Origin of the sequence: Prevotella sp. AM42-24, assembly GCF_003461825.1 — a bacterium.
GTDB lineage: Bacteria > Bacteroidota > Bacteroidia > Bacteroidales > Bacteroidaceae > Prevotella > Prevotella hominis.
Genome location: NZ_QTXV01000016.1, coordinates 12,563 through 38,912, shown reverse-complemented (window position 1 = coordinate 38,912; position 26,350 = coordinate 12,563). Strand labels below are relative to the sequence as shown.

Annotated in this window: 18 protein-coding genes and 1 pseudogene; 12 read left to right on the top strand and 7 right to left on the bottom strand. The window is 40.3% G+C overall.

Going from position 1 to position 26,350, the window contains the following annotated elements; genetic code table 11:
• Positions 1-276 precede the first annotated feature (276 nt).
• Both uxaC and DW917_RS07030 read left to right on the top strand, forming a co-directional pair.
• Complete coding sequence (uxaC, locus tag DW917_RS07035) at positions 277-1,680, top strand: glucuronate isomerase (protein ID WP_118117306.1); 1,404 nt, start codon at positions 277-279, stop codon at positions 1,678-1,680.
• Between the two features lie 102 nt (positions 1,681-1,782).
• Entirely contained in the window at positions 1,783-3,102 is a 1,320-nt protein-coding gene (locus tag DW917_RS07030) for a YihY/virulence factor BrkB family protein (RefSeq protein ID WP_158570078.1), read from the top strand.
• 98 nt (positions 3,103-3,200) lie between these two features.
• Here the strand turns inward: DW917_RS07030 and rho are convergent, their stop codons facing one another.
• The gene (gene rho / locus DW917_RS07025) at positions 3,201-5,441 is read right to left on the bottom strand and encodes a transcription termination factor Rho (RefSeq protein ID WP_118117304.1); all 2,241 of its coding nucleotides are present in this window, start codon (positions 5,439-5,441) and stop codon (positions 3,201-3,203) included.
• 155 nt (positions 5,442-5,596) lie between these two features.
• Here rho and DW917_RS07020 point away from each other — a divergent pair, with 155 nt between their 5' ends.
• The 5 genes from DW917_RS07020 to DW917_RS07000 all read left to right on the top strand — a co-directional run bounded on the left by DW917_RS07020 (position 5,597) and on the right by DW917_RS07000 (position 11,517).
• Positions 5,597-7,429, top strand: a complete 1,833-nt coding sequence (locus DW917_RS07020; RefSeq protein ID WP_118117303.1) for an ABC-F family ATP-binding cassette domain-containing protein — start codon at positions 5,597-5,599, stop codon at positions 7,427-7,429.
• Positions 7,430-7,516: 87 nt separating this feature from the next.
• Positions 7,517-8,119, top strand: coding sequence for a ribosome biogenesis GTP-binding protein YihA/YsxC (gene yihA / locus DW917_RS07015; protein WP_118117302.1), 603 nt, complete (start codon positions 7,517-7,519; stop codon positions 8,117-8,119).
• A gap of 35 nt (positions 8,120-8,154) precedes the next feature.
• Positions 8,155-9,138 carry a Gfo/Idh/MocA family protein gene (locus DW917_RS07010; RefSeq protein ID WP_022111330.1) on the top strand — a complete coding sequence of 328 codons (984 nt, stop codon included), beginning with the start codon at positions 8,155-8,157 and terminating at the stop codon, positions 9,136-9,138.
• A 70-nt stretch (positions 9,139-9,208) separates the two neighbouring features.
• Positions 9,209-10,438 carry a DUF4421 domain-containing protein gene (locus DW917_RS07005; RefSeq protein ID WP_370453523.1) on the top strand — a complete coding sequence of 410 codons (1,230 nt, stop codon included), beginning with the start codon at positions 9,209-9,211 and terminating at the stop codon, positions 10,436-10,438.
• Between the two features lie 29 nt (positions 10,439-10,467).
• Positions 10,468-11,517, top strand: coding sequence for an N-acetylmuramoyl-L-alanine amidase-like domain-containing protein (locus tag DW917_RS07000; RefSeq protein WP_233524662.1), 1,050 nt, complete (start codon positions 10,468-10,470; stop codon positions 11,515-11,517).
• A gap of 731 nt (positions 11,518-12,248) precedes the next feature.
• On the opposite strand, the pseudogene DW917_RS06995 reads toward DW917_RS07000, so the two are convergent.
• The 5 genes and pseudogenes from DW917_RS06995 to DW917_RS06975 form a co-directional block, all read right to left on the bottom strand.
• Positions 12,249-14,249, bottom strand: a pseudogene (locus DW917_RS06995) (YgiQ family radical SAM protein); the annotation flags it as partial.
• A gap of 29 nt (positions 14,250-14,278) precedes the next feature.
• Positions 14,279-14,620 (bottom strand): hypothetical protein, encoded by a 342-nt coding sequence (locus DW917_RS06990; RefSeq protein ID WP_118117301.1) that lies wholly within the window; start codon positions 14,618-14,620, stop codon positions 14,279-14,281.
• Between the two features lie 94 nt (positions 14,621-14,714).
• Complete coding sequence (locus tag DW917_RS06985) at positions 14,715-17,330, bottom strand: xanthan lyase (protein WP_370453522.1); 2,616 nt, start codon at positions 17,328-17,330, stop codon at positions 14,715-14,717.
• A gap of 95 nt (positions 17,331-17,425) precedes the next feature.
• Positions 17,426-17,983, bottom strand: a complete 558-nt coding sequence (locus DW917_RS06980) for a 1-acyl-sn-glycerol-3-phosphate acyltransferase (protein ID WP_022111324.1) — start codon at positions 17,981-17,983, stop codon at positions 17,426-17,428.
• Positions 17,984-18,001: 18 nt separating this feature from the next.
• The gene (locus DW917_RS06975) at positions 18,002-18,274 is read right to left on the bottom strand and encodes a hypothetical protein (protein WP_022111323.1); all 273 of its coding nucleotides are present in this window, start codon (positions 18,272-18,274) and stop codon (positions 18,002-18,004) included.
• 203 nt (positions 18,275-18,477) lie between these two features.
• On the opposite strand from DW917_RS06975, the gene DW917_RS06970 reads away from it, so the two are divergent.
• Entirely contained in the window at positions 18,478-20,127 is a 1,650-nt protein-coding gene (locus tag DW917_RS06970) for a diphosphate--fructose-6-phosphate 1-phosphotransferase (RefSeq protein WP_118117299.1), read from the top strand.
• Positions 20,128-20,193: 66 nt separating this feature from the next.
• On the top strand, positions 20,194-21,096 hold the full coding sequence (locus DW917_RS06965) for a glycoside hydrolase family 25 protein (protein ID WP_118117298.1): 903 nt from the start codon (positions 20,194-20,196) through the stop codon (positions 21,094-21,096).
• A gap of 137 nt (positions 21,097-21,233) precedes the next feature.
• On the opposite strand, the gene prmA is transcribed toward DW917_RS06965, so the two are convergent.
• Positions 21,234-22,100: a 50S ribosomal protein L11 methyltransferase gene (gene prmA, locus DW917_RS06960; RefSeq protein WP_118117297.1), complete on the bottom strand. Its 867-nt coding sequence runs from the start codon at positions 22,098-22,100 to the stop codon at positions 21,234-21,236.
• Between the two features lie 182 nt (positions 22,101-22,282).
• Here prmA and DW917_RS06955 point away from each other — a divergent pair, with 182 nt between their 5' ends.
• The 3 genes from DW917_RS06955 (at position 22,283) to DW917_RS06945 (ending at position 26,290) form a co-directional block, all read left to right on the top strand.
• Positions 22,283-23,269 carry a hypothetical protein gene (locus DW917_RS06955; RefSeq protein ID WP_147344132.1) on the top strand — a complete coding sequence of 329 codons (987 nt, stop codon included), beginning with the start codon at positions 22,283-22,285 and terminating at the stop codon, positions 23,267-23,269.
• Positions 23,270-23,311: 42 nt separating this feature from the next.
• On the top strand, positions 23,312-24,883 hold the full coding sequence (locus tag DW917_RS06950) for an OmpP1/FadL family transporter (RefSeq protein ID WP_118117328.1): 1,572 nt from the start codon (positions 23,312-23,314) through the stop codon (positions 24,881-24,883).
• 387 nt (positions 24,884-25,270) lie between these two features.
• Positions 25,271-26,290 carry an iron ABC transporter permease gene (locus DW917_RS06945; protein ID WP_118117295.1) on the top strand — a complete coding sequence of 340 codons (1,020 nt, stop codon included), beginning with the start codon at positions 25,271-25,273 and terminating at the stop codon, positions 26,288-26,290.
• Positions 26,291-26,350: the final 60 nt, after the last annotated feature.

Below are 26,350 nucleotides of genomic sequence, written 5' to 3'. Positions count from 1 at the left end.
TGAATTTATGACCTATGGCATAAATGCCTGTTATAAATATTAAGAATTGAAGAGAATTAAAGAATAAAAAACAAATAAATCTTCCATGTATGACTACTTGGGAGATTTATTTTGTTTTTTTTTACCTTTTCCGTAATCGTTTAAGTAAAAATCTGATTAAAAATTCTATTATTATTTTGTTTTACCGAAAATTTGAGTTATTTTTGCAAAGAAAATAGTTAATGGAATTCCCAAAAGGTTTTTCAAAAGCAAAATATTTAAAACTACTATACAATTATGAAGCAATTTATGGATGAAAATTTCTTGCTCGACACTAAGACTGCGCAGGATCTTTTCCACAATCATGCGGCTAAAATGCCAATTATTGACTATCACTGCCATCTTATTCCAGAGATGGTAGCTAATGATCACAAGTTTAAGAGTATTACTGAACTTTGGCTCGGGGGTGACCACTACAAGTGGCGTGCCATGAGAACTAATGGTGTAGATGAGCGTTTCTGCACTGGTACCGATACAAGCGATTGGGAGAAGTTCGAGAAGTGGGCCGAAACTGTTCCTTATACATTCCGCAACCCATTGTATCATTGGACTCATCTCGAGCTTAAGACAGCTTTCGGTATTGACAAACAGTTGAGCCCTAAGACCGCTCGTGAGATCTTTGATGAGTGCAACGAGAAATTGCAGTTGCCTGAGTTCAGTGCACGCGGTTTGATGCGCCATTATCATGTAGAGTGTGTTTGTACAACAGACGATCCAATTGATGATCTCCGTTATCACAAGCAGACCCGTGAGAGCGGTTTTGAAATCAAGATGATTCCAGCTTGGCGTCCTGACAAGGCTATGAATATCGAGAAGCCTGATTTCGCTGAGTATATGAACAAGTTAGGTGAAGTTGCTGGTGTTACTATCTCAACATTCCAGGATATGGTTGATGCTCTTCAGAAGCGCCACGATTTCTTCACAGAGAATGGCTGTAAATTGAGTGACCATGGTATTGAGGAATTCTATGACGAGGCATATACTGATTCTCAGATTGAGACTATCTTTGAAAAGGCTATGCGTGGTCAGCAGTTGTCAGTTATTGAGGTTCGTCAGTACAAGCATGCTTTCTTGAGAATTTGTGCTGAGATGGATCATGCTGCTGATTGGACTCAGCAGTATCACTATGGTGCCATCCGCGATAATAACACATTGATGTACAATAAGTTGGGTGCTGATACTGGTTTTGATTCTATTGGTGAGTTTACTACAGCTCGTGCTATGAGTAATTTCTTGAATGAATTGAACGTAGAGGGTAAGTTGACTCGTACAATCCTTTATTGCTTGAACCCATGTGCCAATGAGGTAATCGCTACTATGCTTGGTAATTTCCAGGATGGTTCTTGCCCAGGTAAGATTCAGTTTGGTTCTGGCTGGTGGTTCAATGATCAGCTCGATGGTATGACACGTCAGATGAATGCGTTGTCTGTGCTCGGTCTTTTGAGCCGTTTCGTCGGTATGTTGACTGACTCTCGTTCATTCCTGAGCTATCCACGTCATGAGTATTTCCGTCGTTTGCTTTGCAACCTCCTCGGTAATGATGTAGAGAAGGGTTTGCTTCCTAACGATATGGAGAGTCTCTCTCGCATGGTTGAAGATATCTCTTACAACAATGCCCGCAACTACTTCAAGTTCTATTAATTGTAGAGCTGAATAGCAATTATACTAAGACAAATCCCTTTACGGCATCTGATGATGTTGTGGAGGGATTTGTTGGTTTTTAACTACGTAAAACTTTTGAATATGGGGGTAATAGACAGAATACTAAGATATTACGAAGATCTTAGAGAATTTAATTCTTCTAATATCAAAGATTTCCGAGGCAGAGTAAAATCTTGGATAAAGATGGGTATGCTTGCTGGTCGTATCTTCTATGTAAAGGATATGTGGGTCAGGGATGTGGCAGCATTGACTTTTGCCTCCTTCATGGCTTTGATTCCTTTTATGGCGATGATGTTTGTCATTGCCCGAGGTTTTGGGTATTCATCCTTATTAGAATCCTGGCTTTCTACTACTTTTGAGGCACAACCGGTTGTGGCTCAAACTATTGTAAATTTTGTACAAAACTATATTGAGAATACCCAGAGCAACTATATCATCGGTACGGGTATCGTGATGTTTCTCTATACTATCATCTCTCTGATGCAGAAAATTGAGCTTACCTTTGATGATATCTGGCATACGGGAGAACGTTCATGGAAACAGATTTTTACAGAATATCCTACCATTCTGTTCGGTTTAAGTCTCATGATACTTTTTGCTTCGAGTATTAATGTATGGACTGTTAATATGGTGGATAATGTCGATAAGATCGCTGATATAGGGGAAACAATTCCTTCGTTTATCCTCCATTTGGCTGCATTTGTTCCGATGTTTCTGTTCTTTGTGTTCTGTTACTGTGTTATTCCGAATACTTATATAAGATTTCGAAGCACCCTTGTACCATCATTCCTGGCAGGTATCTGTATGACAGCCTTGCAGTATGGCTACATTTATTTGCAAGTATTCCTTTCCAGCTATAATGTCATTTATGGTTCTTTAGCAGCTATTCCGCTTTTTCTGTTATGGCTTCAGATTTCGTGGGCTATAGTGGTCTTTGGTGCTTTGCTTTGTCATACTAATCAGAACATACATTATTATGATGGAGACCTCAGATATGATGATCTGAAATTGGTGCAGCGTATCAAGGTATGCGGAATGGTTATGCATTTGGTATGTAGGCAGTTTAATAATGGAGAACAGGCATATACACCGAAAGAGATTCATGAGTTGACGAATATACCGCAACAAATTGTCAATCAGGCAGTGAGGGAACTCCTGCAGGCCAAATTGCTGGTTGAGATTAGAAGCGAGAAAAGGGGGTGTTTTGAAGAATCGGTTGTCTTGCATCCGATAGAGAAGATAGATCATCTGACTTATGGCATGATGATAGAGCGACTCTTCAATTATGGTGAGGAAATTGCTGGTTTTTCAGAAATAGAAAAAGAATTGGAATTGTGGAAAAATATCGATATTGTAAATCAGAAATTCGTAGATAACGGTAAGCAGATATTATTTATTTAGAAAAATATAAACGGTCATTTGTAACATCAGTTTGTACAAATAACCGTTTATTATTTATATTCTCCTAAATAAAAAATAGGATATCTTTATTTTCATTCTTATGAGTTCATAGAGAGTAAGAACTCATCATTATTTCTTGTATGCTGCATGCTATTGTGGATGGTATTCATAGCCTCAATAGGGTTCATGTCTGAAATATACTTGCGCAGAATCCACATACGGTCGAGGGTAATCTTATCCTGCAAGAGATCATCACGACGTGTAGATGAAGCAACCAGATTGACAGCAGGGAAGATACGTTTGTTGCTGAGAGAACGATCCAACTGCAACTCCATATTACCCGTACCCTTGAATTCCTCAAAGATAACTTCATCCATCTTGCTACCAGTATCAATCAAGGCTGTAGCAATAATCGTCAGCGATCCACCTCCCTCAATATTTCTGGCAGCACCGAAGAAACGCTTTGGTTTCTGTAGAGCATTGGCATCCACACCACCAGTAAGAACCTTACCAGAAGCTGGTGCAACAGTATTGTAAGCACGAGCTAATCGTGTAATAGAATCAAGGAAGATGACAACGTCGTGGCCGCATTCTACCATTCTCTTTGCTTTTTCCAAGACGATACCTGCAATTTTCACGTGGCGCTCTGCTGGTTCATCAAATGTAGATGCAATTACTTCTGCATTTACAGTACGAGCCATATCAGTAACCTCCTCTGGACGTTCGTCGATGAGAAGCATCATCAGATAAGCCTCCGGATGGTTGGCAGCAATCGCATTTGCAATATCCTTCATCAGAATTGTCTTACCAGTCTTAGGCTGCGCAACAATCAACGCACGCTGTCCCTTACCGATAGGTGAGAACAGATCAACGATTCTTGTGCTGAGATTTGTGGTTGCACGATTTCCACAGAGAGAGAATTTCTCATTAGGGAAGAGTGGGGTAAGATGCTCGAACGGTATTCTATCTCTTACTTCTGATGGTTCACGGCCATTGATCTTATCAATAGAAGTCAATGGGAAATATTTCTCACCTTCGTGTGGTGGGCGTACTTTGCAGAGTACAACATCTCCCGTTTTGAGACCATATCGCTTGACAAAGTTGGATGCTACATATACATCATCAGGAGACGACAGATAGTTGTAGTCGCTACTGCGAAGGAATCCGTAACCGTCAGGCATTACTTCGAGAACGCCATTGGATGAAATAATATCACTGAAATCGTATAATGGTTCACTTTCCTGTACTTGTGTATCGGTTGCTTCAGATTGAGCAACTTGATCTTGCTGGTTTGCTGCAGCAGAAGTCATCGGTCTGTCAAATATGTCGAATGTTGGCAGGGCAGACTGATCTTCAATAGGTAAATCTACTACAGGGATAAAGTCTGTACCATCACCTGGATCGTTTTCCCAAACTTGTTCAAAGTTATTATTTGATGTTTGAACAGTTACGTGTTGCTGATATGCTTCTTCTTCATTTTGAGCATTCATTTTAGCCTGCAACTGTGCAATCAATTCACTATGCTGAGCATTTGCCCCTTGAGAATGATCGAAAGCCTGCTCAGGAATAAAACTTTCAGTATTATCCAGAGAAGTACCAGTAGGATTATTCTCTGCTACAATGTTTTCTTCTGTGCTGTTTCCTTCAGAATGATTTTCTTCAATCTTATTTTCAATATCATTTTCGCTTCCAGTATTAACATCTGAAACCGTATTTTCTGCAGATATTGCATTTGTAGGTAGTTTTTCCTCTACAGGAGCAGCATCTTGATTATTCTCATTTGCAGAAGAGTACATTTCAGTGTTAGTGGCATTTTGAGTAGCCATTTTTGCTTCGTGCAGTTTTTTAAGCGCAGCAGCTTTCGCTATAGCAATAGCTTCCAATTCAGCCTTGCTTTTTCTACCACGATGCTTTGGAAAGTCAATAACAGGTTCCTCTGGGGAATTTGTTGATTGATCACTAACTTCTGTATTTTTGTTTTCTTGTGGTTCAGTATTTGAGTTTGCTGGTTCAGAAACCGGCTGTGTTCCTTCTTGAGTATTATCAGACTCATTAAATAATTTAGGTTCCTCGTGTGCAGAAGGACCTGTAGCTTGATTTTTCATCACGTCAAAGTTTTCACCGTCTTTTCCCTTGACAGTGTAAACCTTATCTTCTGTTTTGGCAATGCGAGCTCTCTTTCTTTTTACTGGTTGAGGCGCTGTTTCTGCCTGAGCGTCAAGGATGGCATAGATGATAGTCTCCTTGTTGTCGCTTGATTTAATCTTTGCGCCAATTTGTTTAGCAATGTCCTTCAATGTTGCGACATTCCTAGAAGTTAATTCGTCTTTGCTATACATTATTTATAATAGTTATATTGTATATGATTCTTGATAGTATAAAAAGGTGTTTCAAGAGGAGAAACACCTATCGTACAAATTCCGAGTGCAAAGATAATTAAAAAAATCGTTTCTGCCAAATTTTTTTTGTATCTTTGCACAAAATTTCAATAAAAATGGCAAATCAGACACCATATTTAGATGTACAGAACCTTACTAAGCGGTTTGGAGCCCAGGTTCTTTTCGATAAAATCTCTTTTTCCATCGCTGAAGGACAGAAGGTGGGACTTGTTGCACGTAATGGTACGGGCAAATCTACTCTTATGTCTGTACTGATGAATAAAGAGGGGTATGAAAACGGTGATATTATATATCGTAGAGACTTGAAAATCGGTTATTTGGAGCAATCACCAGACTTTGATCCAGCGGAGACTGTATTGGATGCTTGCTTCAATCATAATGGAGATCCGGAAAAGGTACTGAAAGCTAAACAGATACTTACGCAATTGCATATCACTAATCTTGAGCAACCTATGGGGCAGCTCAGTGGTGGCCAGCAAAAACGTGTAGCACTTGCTAATGTACTGATAGAAGAACCCGATTTTCTGATGTTGGATGAGCCTACTAACCATTTGGATCTGGAAATGATAGAATGGCTGGAGGGTTATCTGAATCGTGGAAACAAGACTATTTTCATGGTTACTCACGATCGTTTCTTCCTTGATAAGGTTTGTAATGTTATCCTTGAATTGGACGACCAGACTATTTATACCTATCGAGGTAACTATGCATATTATCTGGAGAAACGTCAGGAAAGAATGGATAATCTTCGTGCTGAGATACAACATTCTAAAAATTTGTATAGAAGAGAACTTGACTGGATGCGCAGGCAACCACAAGCTCGTGGCCATAAAGCACGCTATCGTGAAGAGGCATTCTATGAACTTGAAAAAGTTGCCAAACAGCGCATTGAGGACAGGCAGGTCAGATTGAAGGCTTCGACAGTTTATATTGGCAGCAAGATTTTTGAATGCCAGTATGTTAGCAAGGCTTTTGAAGATCACGGTCATAAAAAGGTGATACTCGACCATTTTTATTATAACTTTGCCCGTTTTGAGAAAATGGGTATTGTGGGTAATAATGGTACCGGTAAATCGACGTTTATCAAGATGCTCTTGGGTGAAGTGAATCCTGATGAGGGTAAATTTGATATCGGTGAGACTGTACGCTTTGGTTATTTTTCTCAGGAAGGTCTGAAATTCCGTGAGGACCAGAAGGTTATTGATGTAATCACAGAAATTGCCGACTATATCGATCTTGGTGGCAAACACATGACAGCTTCTCAATTTCTCCAATTCTTCCTCTTTACACCGGAGGAACAACATAATTATGTATATAAGTTGAGTGGAGGAGAAAAGAGAAAGCTTTATCTGTGTACCGTATTGATGCGTAATCCGAATTTCCTCATTCTGGATGAGCCTACTAATGACCTGGACATTCAGACGTTGCAGGTTCTGGAGGAATATCTTCAGGATTTTCCTGGATGTGTTATAGTAGTCAGTCACGATAGGTATTTCATGGATAAGGTTGTAGATCATCTGCTTGTATTCAAGGGAGAGGGTGATATTCAGGATTTCCCTGGCAACTATACCCAGTATCGTGATTGGAGCAGGTTGCAAACTAAGGAAAATGAAGAGGAATCCACTAAGGCAAAATCGGCGTCAAAGATAGCTGATGCTAAGAATAGTGATAATGCCAGTGGTACTGCTAAACGTGATGTAAACTTCGAAAACAAACGGAAGATGTCCTTTAAGGAAAAACGTGAGTACGAACAGCTTTCAAAGGAAATCGAAGCTTTAGAGAAAGAACAGAAGCTATTGGAGGAAGAACTCTGTAGCGGAAAACTGAGTGTGGAGGAACTGACAGAAAAAAGCAAGAGATTGCCACAAATCAAGGATGAACTTGACGAAAAGGAAATGAGATGGCTTGAACTTTCAGAATTGCTTTAATAACCGATATTCGGTATTCTAATAAAGAAACTGGATGGGGTAAAGTATAACATATAAAATAATAATCGTAACATAATATCAGTAACAATGGAGATTAAAAAATCAGAATTTACGATATCTGCTCCTCGAGTGAGCATGTGTCCTAAAGATAATAAATTAGAGTATGCTTTTATTGGCAGAAGTAATGTAGGTAAGTCAAGTCTTATCAATATGCTTTGCAATCACAAGGGTTTAGCAAAAACTTCAGCCACACCAGGTAAAACTCTGTTAATCAACCACTTTATCATCAATAACGAATGGTATTTGGTTGACCTTCCTGGTTATGGATTTGCCAAGCGCTCCAAGACAGTTCAGAAGCAACTGGAACAGATGATTGCAGGTTATATTCTTCAGCGCCCTCAGTTGGCAAATGTATTCGTATTGATTGATGTTCGCCATGAGCAGCAGAAGATAGATCGTGAATTTGTAGATTGGTTGGGCGAAAGCAACATACCTTTCTGTATTGTGTTTACCAAGGCTGACAAGTTAGGTCCTGTAAAGGCAAGAATGAATGCCCAGAAGTGGATGCAAGCATTGGAGGATCGCTGGGAAGAACTCCCTCCTTATTTTATAACCAGTAGTGAAAAGAAAATGGGAAGGGATGAAGTGCTTGATTATATCGATGAAATCAACAAGTCTTTGAGTGAGTAAGTTTCTGAACACTTCAAATATTAATATCAGAATCAATGAAAGAAATTAAGTGGGGATTTATCGGCTGCGGTGAGGTAACCGAGAAAAAGTCAGGACCAGCATTCAATGAAGTTCCTGGCTCACAAGTTGTTGCGGTTATGAGCAGAAGTGAAAAGAAAGCGCGCAGTTATGCTGAGCGCCATCATATCAGAAAATGGTACACTGATGCTCAAGAACTTATTGATGACCCTGATGTAAATGCGGTCTATATCGCCACGCCACCTTCTTCTCATGCCACTTTTGCTATTATGGCTATGAAGGCTGGTAAACCTGTTTATGTTGAGAAGCCTCTGGCTGCAAGCTATAACGACTGTATTCGTATCAATCGTATTAGCGAACAGACAGGTGTGCCATGTTTTGTTGCTTATTATCGCCGTTATCTCCCTTATTTCCAGAAAGTTAAGGAAATTATTCAAAGTGGAGGAATTGGAGATGTCATCAATGTGCAGGTAAGATTTTCTGTTCCGCCACGCGATTTAGACTATCATAGTGGAAAGGAAATGCCTTGGAGATTGCAACCGGATATTTCTGGTGGTGGCTACTTTTATGATTTAGCTCCACATCAGATTGATCTTTTGCAAGATTTGTTTGGTGTGATTACACGTGCTCACGGATATCCGGCAAATCGTGCTCACTTGTATGAAGCTGAAGATACGATTTCTGCATGTTTCTTCTTTGAGAGTGGCATTCCTGGCAGTGGAAGCTGGTGTTTTGTTGGTCATGAAAGTGCTAAGGAAGATTGTATCGAAATCATTGGTGACAAGGGCTCACTGTCTTTCTCGGTTTTCAATTACGAACCTATCCGATTAATTAATTCCGAAGGAAAGAAAGATATCGTTGTTCCAAATCCGCCATACGTTCAATTACCAATCATCCAGAAGGTGATAGAAGATTTACAGGGAATAGGTATTTGTGAATGTACCGCTATTTCTGCTACACCTACCAATTGGGTACTTGACCGTATTCTTTGGAAAAACTAGAGGCTCATAGGGCTGATGAATATTCATTCGGCTACTCTGGTTTCTGATTTAATCAGATTTCTGATAGAATTTGAATAAGTTTTTACTCGTATTCTGTAAAGTAATAAACATCGTGATTGAGATGAAGAGATATTATATAGGATTATTTTTGCTGTTTTCCGTTGCATCTATTCATGCAACGGAAATAGGGGAGCGTGATTCTATCGGTTTCAACGTTCTCTTCAATAGATCGATGTTTCAATCCAATTCACCTGATAGTCTCATTAGGGAAAAACATAAAAAGACTTTTTTCCATCGTGTGGGGGATGTGTTTACGAAGTTTTTCCGGGAATTTAATGTTACTGACAGTTCCTATATAGAACCGCAGCATTATAATTATACTGTAATGCTTCAGAATACGAATACTTATGAGGAATATACGCTTTCCAGCAAGGAAGGTCAGCGCATATCTTTTGCTCCTGATCCAACATTCCGCCTCGGACCTTATCTGGGTTGGCGCTGGGTGTTCCTTGGTTATACTCTCGACCTCAAACATATCAATGCAAGTTCTCAACATACCAATAAGAAAGAGTTTGACTTAAGCTTGTATAGTAGTATGTTGGGCATCGATTTGTTTTGGAGACAAACTGGTAATGATTATCATGTACAACGCATGAATCTGAGCAGCGAACTTGATACATCACCGATGCACAAAGTTCCTTTTGATGGTTTTAAATCCAGTATTAAAGGGTTTAATCTTTACTATATCTTCAACCATAGAAAGTTCTCATACCCAGCAGCTTACTCACAAAGTACCTGCCAAAGAAAAAGTGCTGGTTCTATGCTCTTAGGGATTGGTTATATGCGGCATACGCTTGATGTTGACTGGGATAAGTTGAGTTCTCTTGTAGATGAGAAATTAGGAAAAAAGGAAGATGGAAAATCAAGAATAGATAGTACTTTAACCTTCTCGAAGGTGAAATATTCAGACATCTCTGTTTCTTGCGGATATGCTTATAATTGGGTTTTTGCAAAGAACTTCCTATTTAATGCTTCGCTATCTATAGGCCTTGCTTACAACAAATCGAGATCAGATACAGAACATAGCAGATTGGATATTCATGATTTCAGTTTCAAGAATTTCAATCTTGATGGTATTGGTCGTTTTGGTATTGTATGGAATAATACGAAGTGGTATGCTGGAGCCAGTACAGTAATCCATACCTATAATTATAAGAAAGAACAGTTTTCTACTAATAGTTCTTTTGGTTCGCTGAATATCTATGTGGGCGTGAACTTTGGTCGTAAGCGCCACCATTAATGATTTACAGGAAGTAAAACATAATTGATATGATGTATTTTAAGTTTATTTTAGCCAGTCAGATTTTAAATCTGGCTTCATTGTTGGCTGTAGGACAAACGAGAAGTTGTACGTTCGAACCGCATCCTAAGTCGGTTTCTAATAGAGTTTCGGATTCTAAAGGAGTTAAGAAGGAGAATATTGATAGTCATCAGGATGCTCATCTTTCTCCATTAAGGTCTTCATCAGATAAAGTAGCAAATCTTTGTGCTGACGATAATGTACATTATCAGGTTGAGGCAACATATAGTCAAGCAGATGTTTCCCGTATCAATTCCTTACTTCGAGAGGCTTCCCAACTCAAAGAAAAACCGAAAAGTTGGATGCTTTGGTTTGGAAAGAAATTCATAGGTGTTCCGTATGTAGGAGGAACTTTGGATAGGGCGGAGGAAGAAAAATTGGTTATTAATACTTCAGAACTCGACTGTACGACTTTTGTTGAAATTGTGACAGCTTTGACTCGTTGTATGTCCGGGAATGGAAAAAGGGATTTCGCAGATTTTTGCCGACAGCTTCAGCATGTCCGTTATATCAATGGAGAAATTGCCTATGAAAAGAGACAGCATTATTTTACTGTTTGGATTAGTGATAATGTAGAGGAAGGCATCGTTACTGATATTCAGAACAATCCTCCTTTTACCAAAGTTCAGCATGTTTCTGTGAATTGGATGACTACTCACCAGCAGAGCTATAAGATGCTAAAAAATAATGCAAAGCGACTTCAAGGTATTAAGGCATTGGAAGAGCAGATTAGTGGTAAAAGTTATCGGTTTATTCCAAAAGAGCAGATCGTAGATAGTCGGTTATTCCGAAATATCATTCATAATGGCGACATCCTTGTCATGATAACCAATAAAAAGGGACTTGATACGACGCATATAGGAATAGCATCTTGGCATCAAGATGGACTCCATATGCTTAATGCAAGCAGTATTCACAAGAAGGTAATTGATGAACCAATGCTTCTGCGTACTTATATGATGAAACATCCGAGCCAGATAGGAATCAGAGTTTGCAGAGTTGTTGATGGAGCTAAATGATTTTGAGAATATATTTTAAATTATTATTGTACTAATAGTCTGTGGATAAGATTTAAAATGTTTGTTTTTTTACTTTCCTAAAAGTAAGGCTATTGGGGAATAGAAACAAGTCATTTAGCACCTCTATCTTTCGGAGATAGCACTCGTATCTCTCATTTCTATAAAAATGCTTTTTGAAGGGCACAAAAGTGCTATAGTCAGGGCACTTTTGTGCTATCCCCGAGCGCTATAAAAAAAACAAGTTGGTTCTCTCTTTTAGGTGACATACGCAAAATGAGCAGTCATTTGTTTTGAAAACGTTTCTTTCAATTCAATGACTGCTCATTTTTTATTTTAACATCACTGCTACATTTTTGCACTTTTATAGAGAACTTGCCCTACATATATGATAATGATGATTATCTTTTACCTCTTCTTCCGGAATTGCCTTTATTTCTATTATCTCCTGTGAAAGATCCCGAATTTCTACCTTTTTCATGATTTTTATTGCCGTTTCCGCGATTTTGACTCACGTCACCGCGTCTATGATTTCCTTCATCAAAATTAGGGTTGAAACTCTTTTTCTTTTTATCCTTGAAGAATCCAGAACCTTTATCGGCTTTCAACTGCTCTTTTACAGACTTGGCAAGTTCGCGAGGAGATAGTGGTCTTTGTGAACCATCATTACGGTTACGGGCATTCAGAGGTTTGCCATTATTGAGATATTTATCCTCATCATAGCATCCTACATTGCCATATCCCTTAGGTTGGTATGATTGATTTCTACCATTCCTTCCGGAATTGGAGCCATAAGAAGAATTTCCCTGTCTGTTCTTTCCTCTTGCACCACGACCAACGCCAGGATTGTCGTAAGTAGAGCCGATAGCTTTAGCATCGAATCTTGCAGAAGTGTGTCCGCCTCTCATATCACGCTTATCATATAGTTTCGCAATCAGGTCGCTTCTGCCAATTCTACGTAATTCAGATTCAATAGCCCTTCTTTCTTCTGGTTTATACCAGAAGAAGAACATTCTCTGAGCGAGTTTTTCCTTCTGAGTCTTGGCACTGAAAACTGGTTCCAAAGTGTATGGATCATATCCTGTGTACCAGGTTTCCGTAGAGATTGTCATCGGAGTAGGAGTGAAGTCCTGTACTTGTTCAAGATGGAAATCCAGTCCCTTGGTTATCACAGCCAATTCCGCCATATCCTCTTCATGACAGCCCGGATGTGAACTGATGAAATAAGGAATGATTTGTTGGTTAAGTCCCTCTTCCTTGTTGATCTTATCGAAGATGCGTTTGAATTCATAGAATAAGTCGAACGATGGCTTACGCATGAACTTGAGAACTTCCGGACTTGTATGCTCTGGTGCCACTTTCAGTCGTCCGCTCACATGCTTTGTAATCAGTTCACGCGTATATTCCCTTGCAGCCTGATTCACCTTCTCATCCTTGCTTTTATGCAATAGCAAATCATAGCGGACTCCACTACCTATAAAACTTTTCTTGATACCAGGCAGGGCATCAACTGCATGATAAATTTCGAGGAGTTTGCTATGGTCCGTATTGAGGTTAGGACAAATCTGGGGATTTACGCATGATGGACGTTTGCACACCTCACAGGCCTTCTGATTTTTGCCATGCATTCCATACATATTAGCTGATGGACCGCCTAAATCGCTCAAGTATCCTTTAAAATCAGGCATTGCGATGATTTTCTTCACCTCTTTCAGAATACTTTCCTTGCTTCTGCATACCACAAATTTGCCCTGGTGAGCAGAGATGGTACAGAAAGAACAACCGCCAAAACAGCCACGGTGCAGGTTGACAGAGAACTTGATCATCTCATACGCAGGAATTGTTTTTCCTTTATATTTTGGATGAGGCAGACGGGTATATGGCAAATCGAAAGCAGCATCCAATTCCTCTGTTGTCATCAGAGGAAAAGGAGGGTTGACCACAACATATTTTCCATCCACTTCCTGAATCATTCTCTGTGCATGCATCTTATTGGCTTCTTCCTCCAAATGGCGCACATTTTCGGCCTGACCTTTCTTGTTGTGAAGACACTCCTCATGGCTATGCAGGATGATATCGTCATCCTTGAATCCTCCAGGAATATCTTTTTCCTTGCAATAGAAAGCAACCTGTGACATTTCGTGAATCTCGTCCATTGTTTTTCCTTCAGCAAAAGCGTTGGCAAGTTCTACAATAGAACGTTCACCCATTCCATAGAGAATGAGGTCGGCACCTGAATCACAGAGAATGCACTTGCGCAATTCGTCTTTCCAATAATCATAGTGACTGATACGGCGCAACGAAGCTTCTATACCGCCAAGAGCCACAGGTACATCAGGGAAAAGTTTCTTCAATATCTGAGTATAGACGATAGAAGGATAGTCTGGACGCATGTCATGGCGTGAGTCTGGACTGAAAGCGTCTTCACTGCGCATACGGCGATTGGCGGTATAACGATTTACCATCGAGTCCATGGCTCCTGGAGAAACTCCAAAGAACAGACGTGGGCGTCCAAGCTTTTTAAAATCACGGAAATCACCATGCCAGTCAGGTTGAGGCACAATAGCCACACGGTAGCCATTGGCTTCAAGAATTCTGCCAAGTATAGCTGCTCCGAAGGATGGATGATCTACGTAGGCATCTCCAGAAAACAGGATAACGTCCAGTTCGTCCCACCCTCTGAGTTCACATTCTTTCTTAGTTGTTGGTAAAAAATCTGTTAATTTATAATCCATTTAAAATCTGTCTTAAAGAGGTTCAGGAGTTAGTCATTAACCGCATCTGGTTCAGCTTCTGATGCCTCCTCAGTTTCCTTCTTCTCTTTCCAATCTACATAAAGCAATACCAAGTTATGAAGGCCTAAGGCTTTCATATTGCTATTATAAATAACGTCAAGGCATAGATCCAAAAGATTCTTGTCCTGACAGTTGTCTGCTTCCAATAAAGAGCGGACATTCAATTTCAATTTTTCAAGTACTTCTTCATCAATGATTCCATTACTGTCCACCAGATTGCGAAGAAGCTGATACTTATCAATAGTTTCAAGATGCAGGTCGCTTACTTCAATTGAGCGAGTACCTGATTGGTTTGCTTGAATTTTATACATAATATTCTACATTTAAAGGGTTATTATTTCTTTTTTATCATATTCAGATTTGTTGAATGCATTGACTTGTCGGATATATCAGAAAAAAGTATCATTACTTGTTGCCAAGTAAATACTTGAGAATACCAGACATTAACTGTCCACGTGTCTGCTCATTCTTGATACACTCGAAAGGGAAGCCCATGGTGAATGAACCATACCCATTGCCTTTATATCCTACAGCTGCACTTGCTCCATTTATGTATTGCATTGTGCAGATAGCCCCATCAATTGGGGCAAGAATATCTGGATGTGTTGCAGCGTAGTGCTTGTCATTCAATTTGTCGTAATAATCAAAGTTCATTCCTAATCCGTTAACCATCGGTGTGGCTTTCAGACTGTCTGAAACCTGATATTGCACCTTCAGCGTATTAGCCAGGAAATTTTTCTCTTCATCCGTTTGCATATCGCTTCCGATGTAGGAGCCGCTCACCAATAAACGTCCTCCATGATGTATGTAATTTTCAATCTTATTGATCATGGTAGGAGTAAAAGATTTGTAGTATTCAGGCGTGTAGCCATCATATCTTTCGAGTCCATTGATCAAATCTACTATTGGGTACTTGCTCATTTTTACCTTCCCAGAAAGGATGGCCTCGCTGGAGCAACTGGCAATACTATACAGATTAGAAGTAGCAATTGCTCTGGCATGTTCTACTGGATAATTGAAATCATTACCTGCAATCATTTGTCCTGCCATTTCGTCACCACAATAGCCAAGTCCATCAGCAGTCATCACGCCCATTTTAGAACGCTTGAAAACTCTCTGCTTTCCATTCCATCCGGCATTCAGTCCATAACTTACTCCTGGATCCTGATCGAAATCAAAACCTTGTTCCGCTTCATTGTCTATCACTTGAGGTGCAGCCAAACGATGGAAATTGTTGACTATCAATACGGTATGGCGAGCTTTCGGATTGTAGAGAGCAGCCAATGTCTCAGAAGGAAAACTTTCTCCACCTTTGTTTAATGCGGTCACTTTGAAGCTATACATCTTACCAGGTTCCAGTTTGATCTGGCAGGCAGCAGTTCTGATAATTTGTCCATTATCGAAGCCACTTCTTCCTTCTGCTATATACAATACATAAGAGGTAGGAGCTGCAGTCGGTTCTGTTTTATCCGTCTGCGGACTCCATGAAAGAGTGGCTATTCCCTGATTGTTCACCTCTACAGAAAAGTGATTAGGAGGCAAAGGTTGAACCGTATATTTCTTGCCATGATTGGAGGAAACATATCTGAGAATGGTCTTGTACAGCGAACGAGCAATGGTGAATTTTGCCATTGGATTCTGAGCCAGTTTCATATCAGGGAAACTCTGATGAGAGAGAGTCTCGATAATGGCAGAAGGCACTTCTGGCAATCTTGTTTCAGAATAATTTCTGTCCCAAAGATAGCGTTCACCAAAATCACCATATTTATATCTCATATCTGTAACGAGATTCTTCAGCAATGCCTGGGCAAAATCCTTGGATGTAAATCTGGAAATACCCGTATTCAACTTCTCATCATTGAAGTTGGTTGTGCAAATAGCCAAAGATCCATATACAGATTTGCCGTCTGAATTGTATCCCGCATCACTATGAATGGCAAGTGATAATTCAATAGGTACATTCTTGCCGTCTTTAGCAGGCATATAGACACTACCACCACCCAGCCAGTTGGTCATGAGCGAACGGGTATTGATATCATCAGCATAATCGTTATTGCCCTTTCTTCCTCCATAAACGGAGTAGGGAGCGCCAGCCCATTGTGCGTAGTATCTTGCCCCTTCCAGACAACGGGGAAATCCACTATTGTATCCACCACGAAGGATATTTCCCATACCGCCTCCAAATCTTACGGCATCACTTGTCACGATACCTTTGGAAGAAGCCTGATTGGTCACGACAACACGATTGAACTCATTGCAACCTTTATCGAAATCAAATGTGCCCAAATAGACCCATGTGCTGCCTCCCATTCTCTGGTTGACTGTAAATTCTGTAACCTGCCCCTTGTGAAAAACGAGATATTTAGCATCCTTTACACTTTTCGGCAAAGTCTGATAACTTACATAGACAGCATATTTACCAGCATCAGGAATATTTGGCTGATAGCTGATTTCACTGTAATTCTTCTTTTTAGTGGCTTTAGCCTTTCTGATGGAACCGTCAGTAAAAGGGTTTTCCCCATCATTGTAGAGTGCCTTTATAGCAGCAAATCCAGGTTCCTTTCCTGTTTTCCATTTTTTCCCATTTACCGTTTCTTTGTAGTAATTAGCTTTGATAGGATCATCATTATCAACTATGATTTCCTTTTTTTGCCAATCTCTTTCACGCGGAGTGAAAACAATGGCACCGGCATTCTGAAGCATCGGAATCAGATAAGGGACAACGATGGTTTGCGTGAACAAATCCTCGGTAGTTCCAAAGAGATTTGGTCGTTGCCATTTCCAGCGTTTCTGATCATTATCATAATATCTGCCATGCGATGCCCATACTGAAAGATGGCGGTTCTGCAATCCTTCAGTTATAAAGTAAGGATGTGATGCATTAAAGACCCAGGGATCATCGGTATATTCGATGTCTCCCCAGGCCCTTGTATTGCCTTCAAGATATTGCGCATTTGCAGTTGCCGGCATCAATAGCCAGCAACAGAATGCCCAATATTTAAGATATTTTTTCTTATTCAATTTTTTACCTCTAAGTTATTTATAAGCTGACTTATTTATAAGTTTACTTACCTTTATCATTACCTATTTCTAAGTTTTGATATTTACTTTTTACTTCAATCGATGTTTCCGATAGTGAATTTTTCCGGTTTTTTACCCTTGAAGTCCTTGAAATAAAGTTTGATTTCGCGCATGTCCTTATCTACATCGCCTGATGGAATCATCTTCTTTGTGCACTGAATGAGCTTCTTTTCATAATCAGCACCATAGAGCAGGATAGGAATATTAGCCTTCTGTGCAATAAAATAGAAACCTTTTTTCCATTCTGGATTAAGAGAACGGGTTCCTTCAGGTGTGATGCAAAGCACGAAAGACTTTCTCTTTTTAGCCTCTTCAGCCAAATTATCAGTCATGCTCGTATGCTTACTTCTCCAGACCGGAATGCCACCCATCTTGCGGAAAATAGGACCGAGAGGCCAGAAGAACCATTCCTTTTTCATCAAGAAGTTAGACTTCATACCTTCAGCCTTGGCAAAAGCCTGTCCAAGAAACAAATCCCAGTTGCTTGTATGCGGAGCTAAGCATATAATATACTTTTCCGGCAAATCAACCGTGATATCCTTTTTCCACCCTAATTTCTTATATAAAATCCAGCGACAAAAATTTTGTAACATATATAATAAGGTATAGGACTAAGCGAGATTAGCAATTTGATCAATAATCTCACAAACTTGCTTGTTGAAATCAGAAACGAGATTCTTATAATATACGGTCTGTTTCATACCTGGTTCCGGATGAGAGACACGTTTGATGAAATTCGTATTGGTCATAACAATGACAGAAATGATGCCGTCCACGTCTTCTTGCTCTGGTTTGCCATTATACAATGAGGCTGCTACGCACTCAGCGAAGAGTTCGCTGGTGATGTAATTGATAGTGCGTTTTAAATCTCTTTTATTAGCCATAATGTTATTCTTTTAAATTTAAAATTATGAAATGAATGCTCAAAGATAGCAAAAATCTTTGAAATCCAAGCATAAGTAACGAAAAAAAATACTGATTAACGCAATTTTAGCTTTTTTCTTTCATTATTTCGCAAAAAAAAGTTATTTTTGCAGTGTTTTTCAAAGTTTTTGTAGTTTCAACTTTTAAATATTAAAGAATAATTATGGAAAAAAGTGCATTGCAAATTGCAAGAGCTGCTTATCAGCCAAAGTTGCCAAAGGCTCTTCAGGGCCCTGTTAAGGCAGTAGAGGGTGCAGCTACACAGTCAGTAGGTAATCAGGATGAAATTAAGGCATTGTTCCCTAATACATACGGAATGCCTGTCATCACTTTCGAAGCTGGTGAGGCTAAGGAACTCCCTTCTTTCAATGTAGGTGTTATCCTCTCTGGTGGTCAGGCTCCTGGTGGTCACAACGTGATTTCTGGTCTTTTCGATGGTGTAAAGGCGCTCAACCCAGCTAACAAACTTTATGGTTTCATTCTCGGTCCTGGTGGTCTCGTAGATCACAACTACATGGAGATTACTTCTGAAATCATGGACGAGTACCGCAATACTGGTGGTTTTGATATCATCGGCTCTGGCCGTACTAAGTTGGAGAAGGAAGACCAGTTTGAGAAGGGTATCGAGATTCTTCGCGAACTTGGTATCAAGGCTCTCGTAATCATCGGTGGTGACGACTCTAATACCAATGCTTGTGTACTTGCAGAGTACTACGCTGCTAAGAAGTATGGCGTTCAGGTAATCGGATGTCCTAAGACTATCGACGGTGACTTGAAGAACGAGCAGATTGAGACTTCTTTCGGTTTCGATACAGCTTGTAAGACTTACTCTGAGCTCATCGGTAACATTGAGCGCGACTGCAATTCTGCACGTAAATACTGGCACTTCATCAAGTTGATGGGTCGTTCTGCTTCTCATATCGCTCTTGAGTGCGCACTCCAGACTCAGCCTAACATCTGCTTGATTTCTGAGGAGGTAGAGGCTAAGGAAATGTCACTTGATGATGTTGTTACATATATTGCTAAGGCTGTAGCAGACCGTGCTGCTGATGGCAATAACTTCGGTACTGTTCTCATTCCTGAGGGTTTGATCGAGTTTATCCCTGCTATCAAGAAGCTCATCGCAGAGTTGAACGAGGTTCTTACAGACCCTGCTACAGGCGAGAGCCGTGAGTTTGCAAGTGCAGAGGAGCAGATTGCATTCGTTAAGGGTGCAATCGCTAAGGACAACCTCGCTGTATTGGAGTCTTTGCCAGCTGACGTAGCTCGCCAGCTTTGCCTCGACCGCGATCCTCACGGAAACGTACAGGTTTCTCTCATCGAGACAGAGAAGTTGCTCTCTCGCATGGTAGCTGAGAAGTTGGCTGCTTGGAAGAAGGAGGGTAAGTATGTAGGTAAGTTCTCTGCTCAGCATCACTTCTTCGGTTACGAGGGACGCTGCGCTGCTCCTTCTAACTACGATGCAGACTACTGCTACTCACTCGGATTCAATGCTTCTTGCCTCATCGCTAATGGTAAGACAGGTTATATGTCAGTAATCAAGAACACAACAGCTCCTGCTGCAGAGTGGATTGCTGGTGGTGTGCCTATCACTATGATGATGAACATCGAGCGTCGTAACGGTGCTAACAAGCCTGTTATCCGTAAGGCTCTCGTAGAGCTCGACGGTGCTCCATTCAAGTTCTTCGCTTCTAAGCGTGAGCAGTGGGCTAAGGAGACTTCTTATGTATATCCAGGTCCTATCCAGTACTGGGGTCCTACAGAGGTTTGCGACCAGACCACCAAGACTCTCCAGTTGGAGCAGGCTAAGTAATATCGTATTATATTTTTATAGTATATGTCAACAAGACGAACGGCTTCTTCACAGAAAAAACATAGCATGCCGAGAAAGAAAACGACTCGACGTGGTAATACTCGTGCAAGAAGGCGTTCGTCTTCTTTTTTACCACGTTTCCTCCGTTCATATCCCCGTTGGGCATGGTGGATAGGAGGATTATTGATTGTTTTTCTTTACATCTGGGCTTTTTATTATTTCTTCGTAAGTCCTACTGGTTTCCGGTGGCGTGCTTTGTATGGTGATGTAGAATATCCTGAAGGTTATGAGATTCATGGTATAGATATTTCGCATTATCAGGGTACGATTGATTGGGAACAGCTCAAGAATGCGATGATAAAAGGCTGTCCTGTTCGCTTTATCATCATCAAGGGAACAGAAGGTTCCTCACGTCTGGATGATAATTTCAGAGAGAATTTTAATCAGGCGCGGGATTATGGTTTTATCCGTGGTGTTTATCATTTTTGGAGTAATAAGTCTTCTGCTCGCGATCAGGCATATTTCTTCCTGGAGAAGATACATCTTACAGATGGAGATCTGCCACCAGTTCTGGATATAGAGCACAAGCCTGCAGATAAGTCTGTTGAAGATTTTCAGCGTGATGTACTTACCTGGCTGCATATCGTAGAAGATAAGTATCATGCCAAGCCGATTATCTACACCTATTATAAGTTTAAGGAGAAGTATCTGAGCGCTCCTGTCTTTGATGACTATCCTTATTGGATAGCGCATTATTATGTAGATAAGGTGCAGTACAAGGGAAAGTGGAAGTTCTGGCAGCATACGGATGCTGGTAAACTACCAGGCATTAAGGGCTACGTGGATTTCAATATCTACAACGGAAGTTATTATGACCTACGAAAACTCTGTATTGGTTCAAAAGGCGAAAGTCTTTTTGGAGATGATGAATATGAAGAAGAATATGAAGAAGAATATGAAGAAGAATAAATCCTTTCTTTTAGCAAATCTGCCTAAAAGAAAGGATTTTATGATTTAGTATATAGTTGGATGCAGCCCTTTATTTACTGCATCCAAAATTTTCCTTAAAAACCTCTGAAATTGTCATTAAAAGATACAGAAGTTGATTAGTTTTTGAGAATGAGACAAGCCCAGTTGTTATCGCTTTTTCTTTCGATTTCCGACAATCCCAATTCCTTTGCTTTCTCCAGCAACACAGGAATGTCTTCCACGTAGAAACCGCTGAGAATCAAATAAGAGCCATCATTCATTACACTTCTGAAAACATTCATGTCTTCCAAGAGAATGTTTCTGTTGATATTGGCAAGAACCACGTCAAACATACCACTGATATGATTGATGACTGATGCATTGCCGAAATATACGCTCATATTATTCACGCCGTTAAGCTGGGCATTATGCTTGGAATTTTCTACGCTCCATTCATCTATATCATAACCGACCACATCGCCTGCTCCCAACTTAGAAGCCACAATCCCTAAGATTCCAGTACCGCAACCACAATCAAGAACACGCTTCTTGTACAGATTCATGTTCATGAGCGAAGAAACAATCATGCGTGTCGTTTCGTGGTTACCTGTACCGAAGGCGAGTTTAGCTTCGATTCCAATCTCAATATGGTCTGGAGATGTAGTAGGGTGGAGATCCGGATGTTTGGCGTCATAGATGAGAATCTGGTCATCAATACAAATCGGTTCAAATCCCTGATCTTCCCATTCCTGATTCCAGTCTTTATCTTCAGCTTCTTCTACCTCGTAAGAGATTTCTGTTCCTTCAATAGGAAATTCTTTAATATTCTGATCAAGTATTTCCTTATCAAACAATTCTTTCTGCACATACGCCTCCATGCCTTCTTCAGTTTCTTCAAACGATTCAAATCCGGCTTCAGCTGCACTGTCAGCCAACAGATCCTTGCAAACTTGCATCAAATCCTCGCTGGCTTTAATCTTAAATTTTGCTACTAAATATTTCATATCAATTCTTCAATTCTTATTTAAATCTAAAAAACTACTGCAAAATTATAAAAAATAGGGAAAAACCTATCATTATTTAGGGTTTTTCTTTAATTTTGCATGAGAATAAGCAATATTTTTGCATGTAATTAATTATATTTGTATAGAAAGTTGGTTAGAGAATAAATAAAAGGAGTCATATAATGAAAAAATTTGTTCTTCTTGCAGTCCTTGTAGCAGCGATGCCATTGACAACGATGGCTCAGGACGATGACCTCTATTTCAATCCGAAACAGGAGGCCAAGAAAGAAGCTGCACTCCGTGAACAGAGAGCGAAGGCTTATGCCAGAGTACGTGCCGTTCGTGATAGTCTTTATGCTATTCATTGGTCGGGCAGTCCACGTTCCGTTGACGAATACAATCGTAATGGTAGAATATTGAGTCATTATCAAGGTATCACTACAGATTCTTTGGGTAATGACATTATTTCATTCCGTCTTGAGAAAGGTGTCAAACCAGACTCTATTTACGACGATGAGGCTTTCGCTCAGAAATTCATCAATCAGGATGAGGATTTCGAATACACACGAGATTTAAGCCGTTGGGATGGTTATTATAATCCATGGTTCTATGATTATTATGGAGTAGGACCTTATTACTGGCGTAGTGGCTACTGGGGCTGGAGAAATCCTTGGCGCTATGGTTATTACGCAGGTTGGTACGACCCATGGTTTGACCCATTCTACGATCCTTGGTATTACGGATATGCTGGCTGGTATGGAGGTTGGTATTCTCCTTGGTATGGATGGGGTGGATATTACAATCCTTGGTACTGGGGTGGTCCGATGATAGGACATGTTCACTACAGCGGAAATCCAAAGGGTTATGCCGGCAACCGCAGTTGGAATGGTCCGGGTAATAATTCTGGCCGCTATAATGGCAGAAGGGATGATAACTCGTATGGCAATCGTAACTTCGGCAATCGTTCCAACCGTGATTACAACAATAGTTTCGGCAATTCCAACCGCTCTAACAATAGTAATTCCAACTTCAGTGGCTTTGGCAACAGAAGTGGTAACTTTGGAGGAGGTAGTTTCGGTGGAAGTCATTCTGGCGGCAGCTTCGGCGGCGGTAGCTTTGGAGGAGGCTCACGTTCCGGCGGAGGCGGCAGCTTTGGTGGCAGAAGATAAAAAATGTAATATAAGTAATTTATTTAAAGTTTGGAAATCATGATGAAGAATTCTAAATATTTCTTGTTAGCTGCGCTGGGACTCATGGCAGCCCCAGCCTTGGCTCAGGAAACTTACCAGGATACTAAATTTGCAGAGAACAGTCTGAATGGTACTGCACGTTATGTAGGTATGGGTGGCGCCATGGAAGCCCTCGGTGCAGATATTTCTACCATCGGATCTAACCCTGCTGGTATTGGTTTGTTCAGAAAGAATCAGGTTAGTCTTTCTGCCGGTGTTATGGCGCAGACTGACGCAGAGAACTATACAAAGTTCAATAATACGACTATTGATTTTGATGGAAGCAAATCACATGTAAGCCTTGATCAGGTAGGTATAGTCTGGTCGCCTACACGCGGCAGAAAAAGCTACATCAATTTGGCATTTAACTATCACAAGAGTGCTGATTTCAATCAGATTCTGAATGCAGCCAACAATCTGAATGGGGCTTCTCAAAGCAAGTTGACTGCTATTAAATATGCTGCTTTTCATGGTCAGACAGGCGGAGATATGGTATGGACCGGTGTTGATGCTAATTATGAAAAGATGATGGGCTTTGACCAAGATAAAAATATGAATTATTATGATGGCAATGAGTTTCTCTATGGTCAGACTCAGAAAGGATACATAGGACAGTATGATTTCAACATCAGCGGTTCCATCAACAATCGTGTTTGGCTTGGTCTTACCATTGGTTTGCATGATGTCAACTATAAGAGCAACTCCATGTACTCTGAAAACATGAAATCTGATAATCCTGGCGGAGCGATTTCCGACCATTATGAGAGTCTCAAGATTGATGGAACTGGTTTTGATGTAAAGGCCGGTGTTATCTTCCGTCCTTTGAATGATTCTCCATTCCGCATCGGTGCCTACTTGAATTCGCCAGTATATTACGACCTGACCATGAGTGGTGCTTCCAAACTGTACATGGCTGATGGAGAAAACGAGGACTCCAATAACAATACCTGCAGCTATGATTATCGTCTGAATACTGCTTGGAAAGCTGGTGTCAGCCTCGGACATACAGTGGGCAACTATCTTGCATTGGGTGCTACTTATGAATATGCTTGGTATGATCGCATGGACAATCGCATCAAAGATGGTGGATATTATGATTCCTGGTATGGCGATTATTATGAGACCAGCAGTAGTGATGATGCCATGAACGATAACACTCGTTTTTCACTGAGTGGAGTTAGTACCGTGAAATTAGGTTTGGAGTACAAGCCTATGCCATTGGTTGCCATCCGTCTCGGATATAATTATGTATCTCCGATGTTTAAGGAAGAAGGTTACCGTGATCAGAGCATCGCTTCTCCTGGAACAGCTTATGCAACTTCCAGCGACTTTACCAACTGGAAGGCTACCAATCGCATTACAGCCGGTGTAGGTTTCAACTATCAGGGTTGGGCCTTCGATGTGGCTTATCAGTATAGTGCCCAGAAGGGAGATTTCTATCCATTCATGAGTTACTATGATAATCATGACAGTGAGAACGATTGTATAGCTCCTGCAACAAAAGTTGAGAACAATCGTCATCAGTTGCTGATGACTTTGTCTTACAAGTTCTAAATGTTGCTTTCTTGAAATAAGACAGAAAAACGACAGGAATAGACAACAACTGTTAAAATTTTGTTTTTTCGTAATTTTCAAGAAAAAAAGGCGAGAATAATTTGGTGGTTACAAATAAAAGTACTACCTTTGCAAATGAAAACAGATTGTTTATACAAGAAAATATTAGTTTTTTTAGTGGTTAATTTAGTTTTAGTAAGTATGTGAATAGGATTTGTTGAGAAACAGGTCCTATTTTTTTTATTTTCTGATGAAGTATTGATTTATTTCTGATGAAGTAAAAGTTATTTCTGATAGGGTAATATATTTCTGACTAAGTAATATGTTATTTCTGAAGGAGATGATCATTTCAAACAAAAGAATAGAATTTCAAACAAGAATACGATTATGGGCAAAGTTTTCATATATACTATCGCAGGATTGATGGCTGTTCTATTGCTGTTTATGTTAAGTTTAGCATTAGGTAGCGTTTCAATTCCGATTCAAGACGTCATAGCCATCCTACTCGGAAAAGGAGAGGGGATGGCAAATCCTTCATATAGTTATATTGTTTTGGAATCCCGTCTTCCTCAGGCTTTTACGGCACTTTTAGCCGGAGCTGCATTGTCGGTTTCTGGATTATTGCTTCAAACAACCTTCCGCAATCCACTTGCCGGACCTGACGTATTCGGCATTAGCAGTGGTGCAAGTCTGGCAGTAGCTATCGTGATGTTCATACTTGGAGGAAATATTTCTTTAGGTTCTTATACAACCAATGGTTACTTGGCAATTCTTGTCAGTGCTTTTGTGGGAGCGATGATTATCATCTGCATGATCTCTCTGCTTTCTACGATGGTCAAAAGTCACGTAGTACTTCTCATTATCGGTATTATGATAGGGTATTTGGCAAGCAGCGCCATCTCTCTTCTCAATTTCTATGCTACGGCAGAGGGAGTTAAGTCTTATATGATTTGGGGATTGGGTAGTTTCGGAAATGTTACGATGGGAAACGTTCCGCTTCTGGCTGGTGTTGTTCTGATAGGAAGTTTCTTTGCCTTGATGATGAGCAAACCCCTCAATGCGCTATTATTAGGCGAACAGTATGCAGCAAGCTTGGGGTTTGAAATATCAAAAATCCGACTGACACTTTTATTAATAACAGGTGTATTGACTGCCGTTGTTACAGCTTTTTGCGGACCTATAGCTTTCATCGGACTGGTAACTCCACATCTGGCTCGGATGCTTTTATCTACAGACAATCATCGATTGCTCATTCCTTTTACAATGATTGCCGGCAGCCTGATGGCTCAAATCTGTAATCTCCTGTGTTCATTGCCTTGCTGGAATGGTACGTTGCCGCTCAATGCCGTAACCCCACTCTTTGGAGCCCCGATTGTCATTTATATATTATTAAAGGTAAAAAGGTAAAAGGGTAAAAAGGTAAAAAAGTAAAAAATGAGAGGGGAAATTCAAAAGATAGAGTGAAAA

Excerpts from the sequence above, each read along its gene's own strand:
- prmA (WP_118117297.1), bottom strand. The coding sequence starts at position 22,100 with ATGAAATATTTAGTAGCAAAATTTAAGATTAAAGCCAGCGAGGATTTG.
- DW917_RS07020 (WP_118117303.1), top strand. The coding sequence starts at position 5,597 with ATGGCAAATCAGACACCATATTTAGATGTACAGAACCTTACTAAGCGG.
- DW917_RS06955 (WP_147344132.1), top strand. The coding sequence starts at position 22,283 with ATGAAAAAATTTGTTCTTCTTGCAGTCCTTGTAGCAGCGATGCCATTG.
- yihA (WP_118117302.1), top strand. The coding sequence starts at position 7,517 with ATGGAGATTAAAAAATCAGAATTTACGATATCTGCTCCTCGAGTGAGC.
- DW917_RS06945 (WP_118117295.1), top strand. The coding sequence starts at position 25,271 with ATGGGCAAAGTTTTCATATATACTATCGCAGGATTGATGGCTGTTCTA.
- DW917_RS06970 (WP_118117299.1), top strand. The coding sequence starts at position 18,478 with ATGGAAAAAAGTGCATTGCAAATTGCAAGAGCTGCTTATCAGCCAAAG.
- DW917_RS07000 (WP_233524662.1), top strand. The coding sequence starts at position 10,468 with ATGATGTATTTTAAGTTTATTTTAGCCAGTCAGATTTTAAATCTGGCT.
- uxaC (WP_118117306.1), top strand. The coding sequence starts at position 277 with ATGAAGCAATTTATGGATGAAAATTTCTTGCTCGACACTAAGACTGCG.
- DW917_RS06950 (WP_118117328.1), top strand. The coding sequence starts at position 23,312 with ATGAAGAATTCTAAATATTTCTTGTTAGCTGCGCTGGGACTCATGGCA.
- DW917_RS06990 (WP_118117301.1), bottom strand. The coding sequence starts at position 14,620 with ATGTATAAAATTCAAGCAAACCAATCAGGTACTCGCTCAATTGAAGTA.
- DW917_RS07010 (WP_022111330.1), top strand. The coding sequence starts at position 8,155 with ATGAAAGAAATTAAGTGGGGATTTATCGGCTGCGGTGAGGTAACCGAG.
- DW917_RS06980 (WP_022111324.1), bottom strand. The coding sequence starts at position 17,983 with ATGTTACAAAATTTTTGTCGCTGGATTTTATATAAGAAATTAGGGTGG.
- DW917_RS06965 (WP_118117298.1), top strand. The coding sequence starts at position 20,194 with ATGCCGAGAAAGAAAACGACTCGACGTGGTAATACTCGTGCAAGAAGG.
- DW917_RS06975 (WP_022111323.1), bottom strand. The coding sequence starts at position 18,274 with ATGGCTAATAAAAGAGATTTAAAACGCACTATCAATTACATCACCAGC.
- rho (WP_118117304.1), bottom strand. The coding sequence starts at position 5,441 with ATGTATAGCAAAGACGAATTAACTTCTAGGAATGTCGCAACATTGAAG.
- DW917_RS07030 (WP_158570078.1), top strand. The coding sequence starts at position 1,783 with ATGGGGGTAATAGACAGAATACTAAGATATTACGAAGATCTTAGAGAA.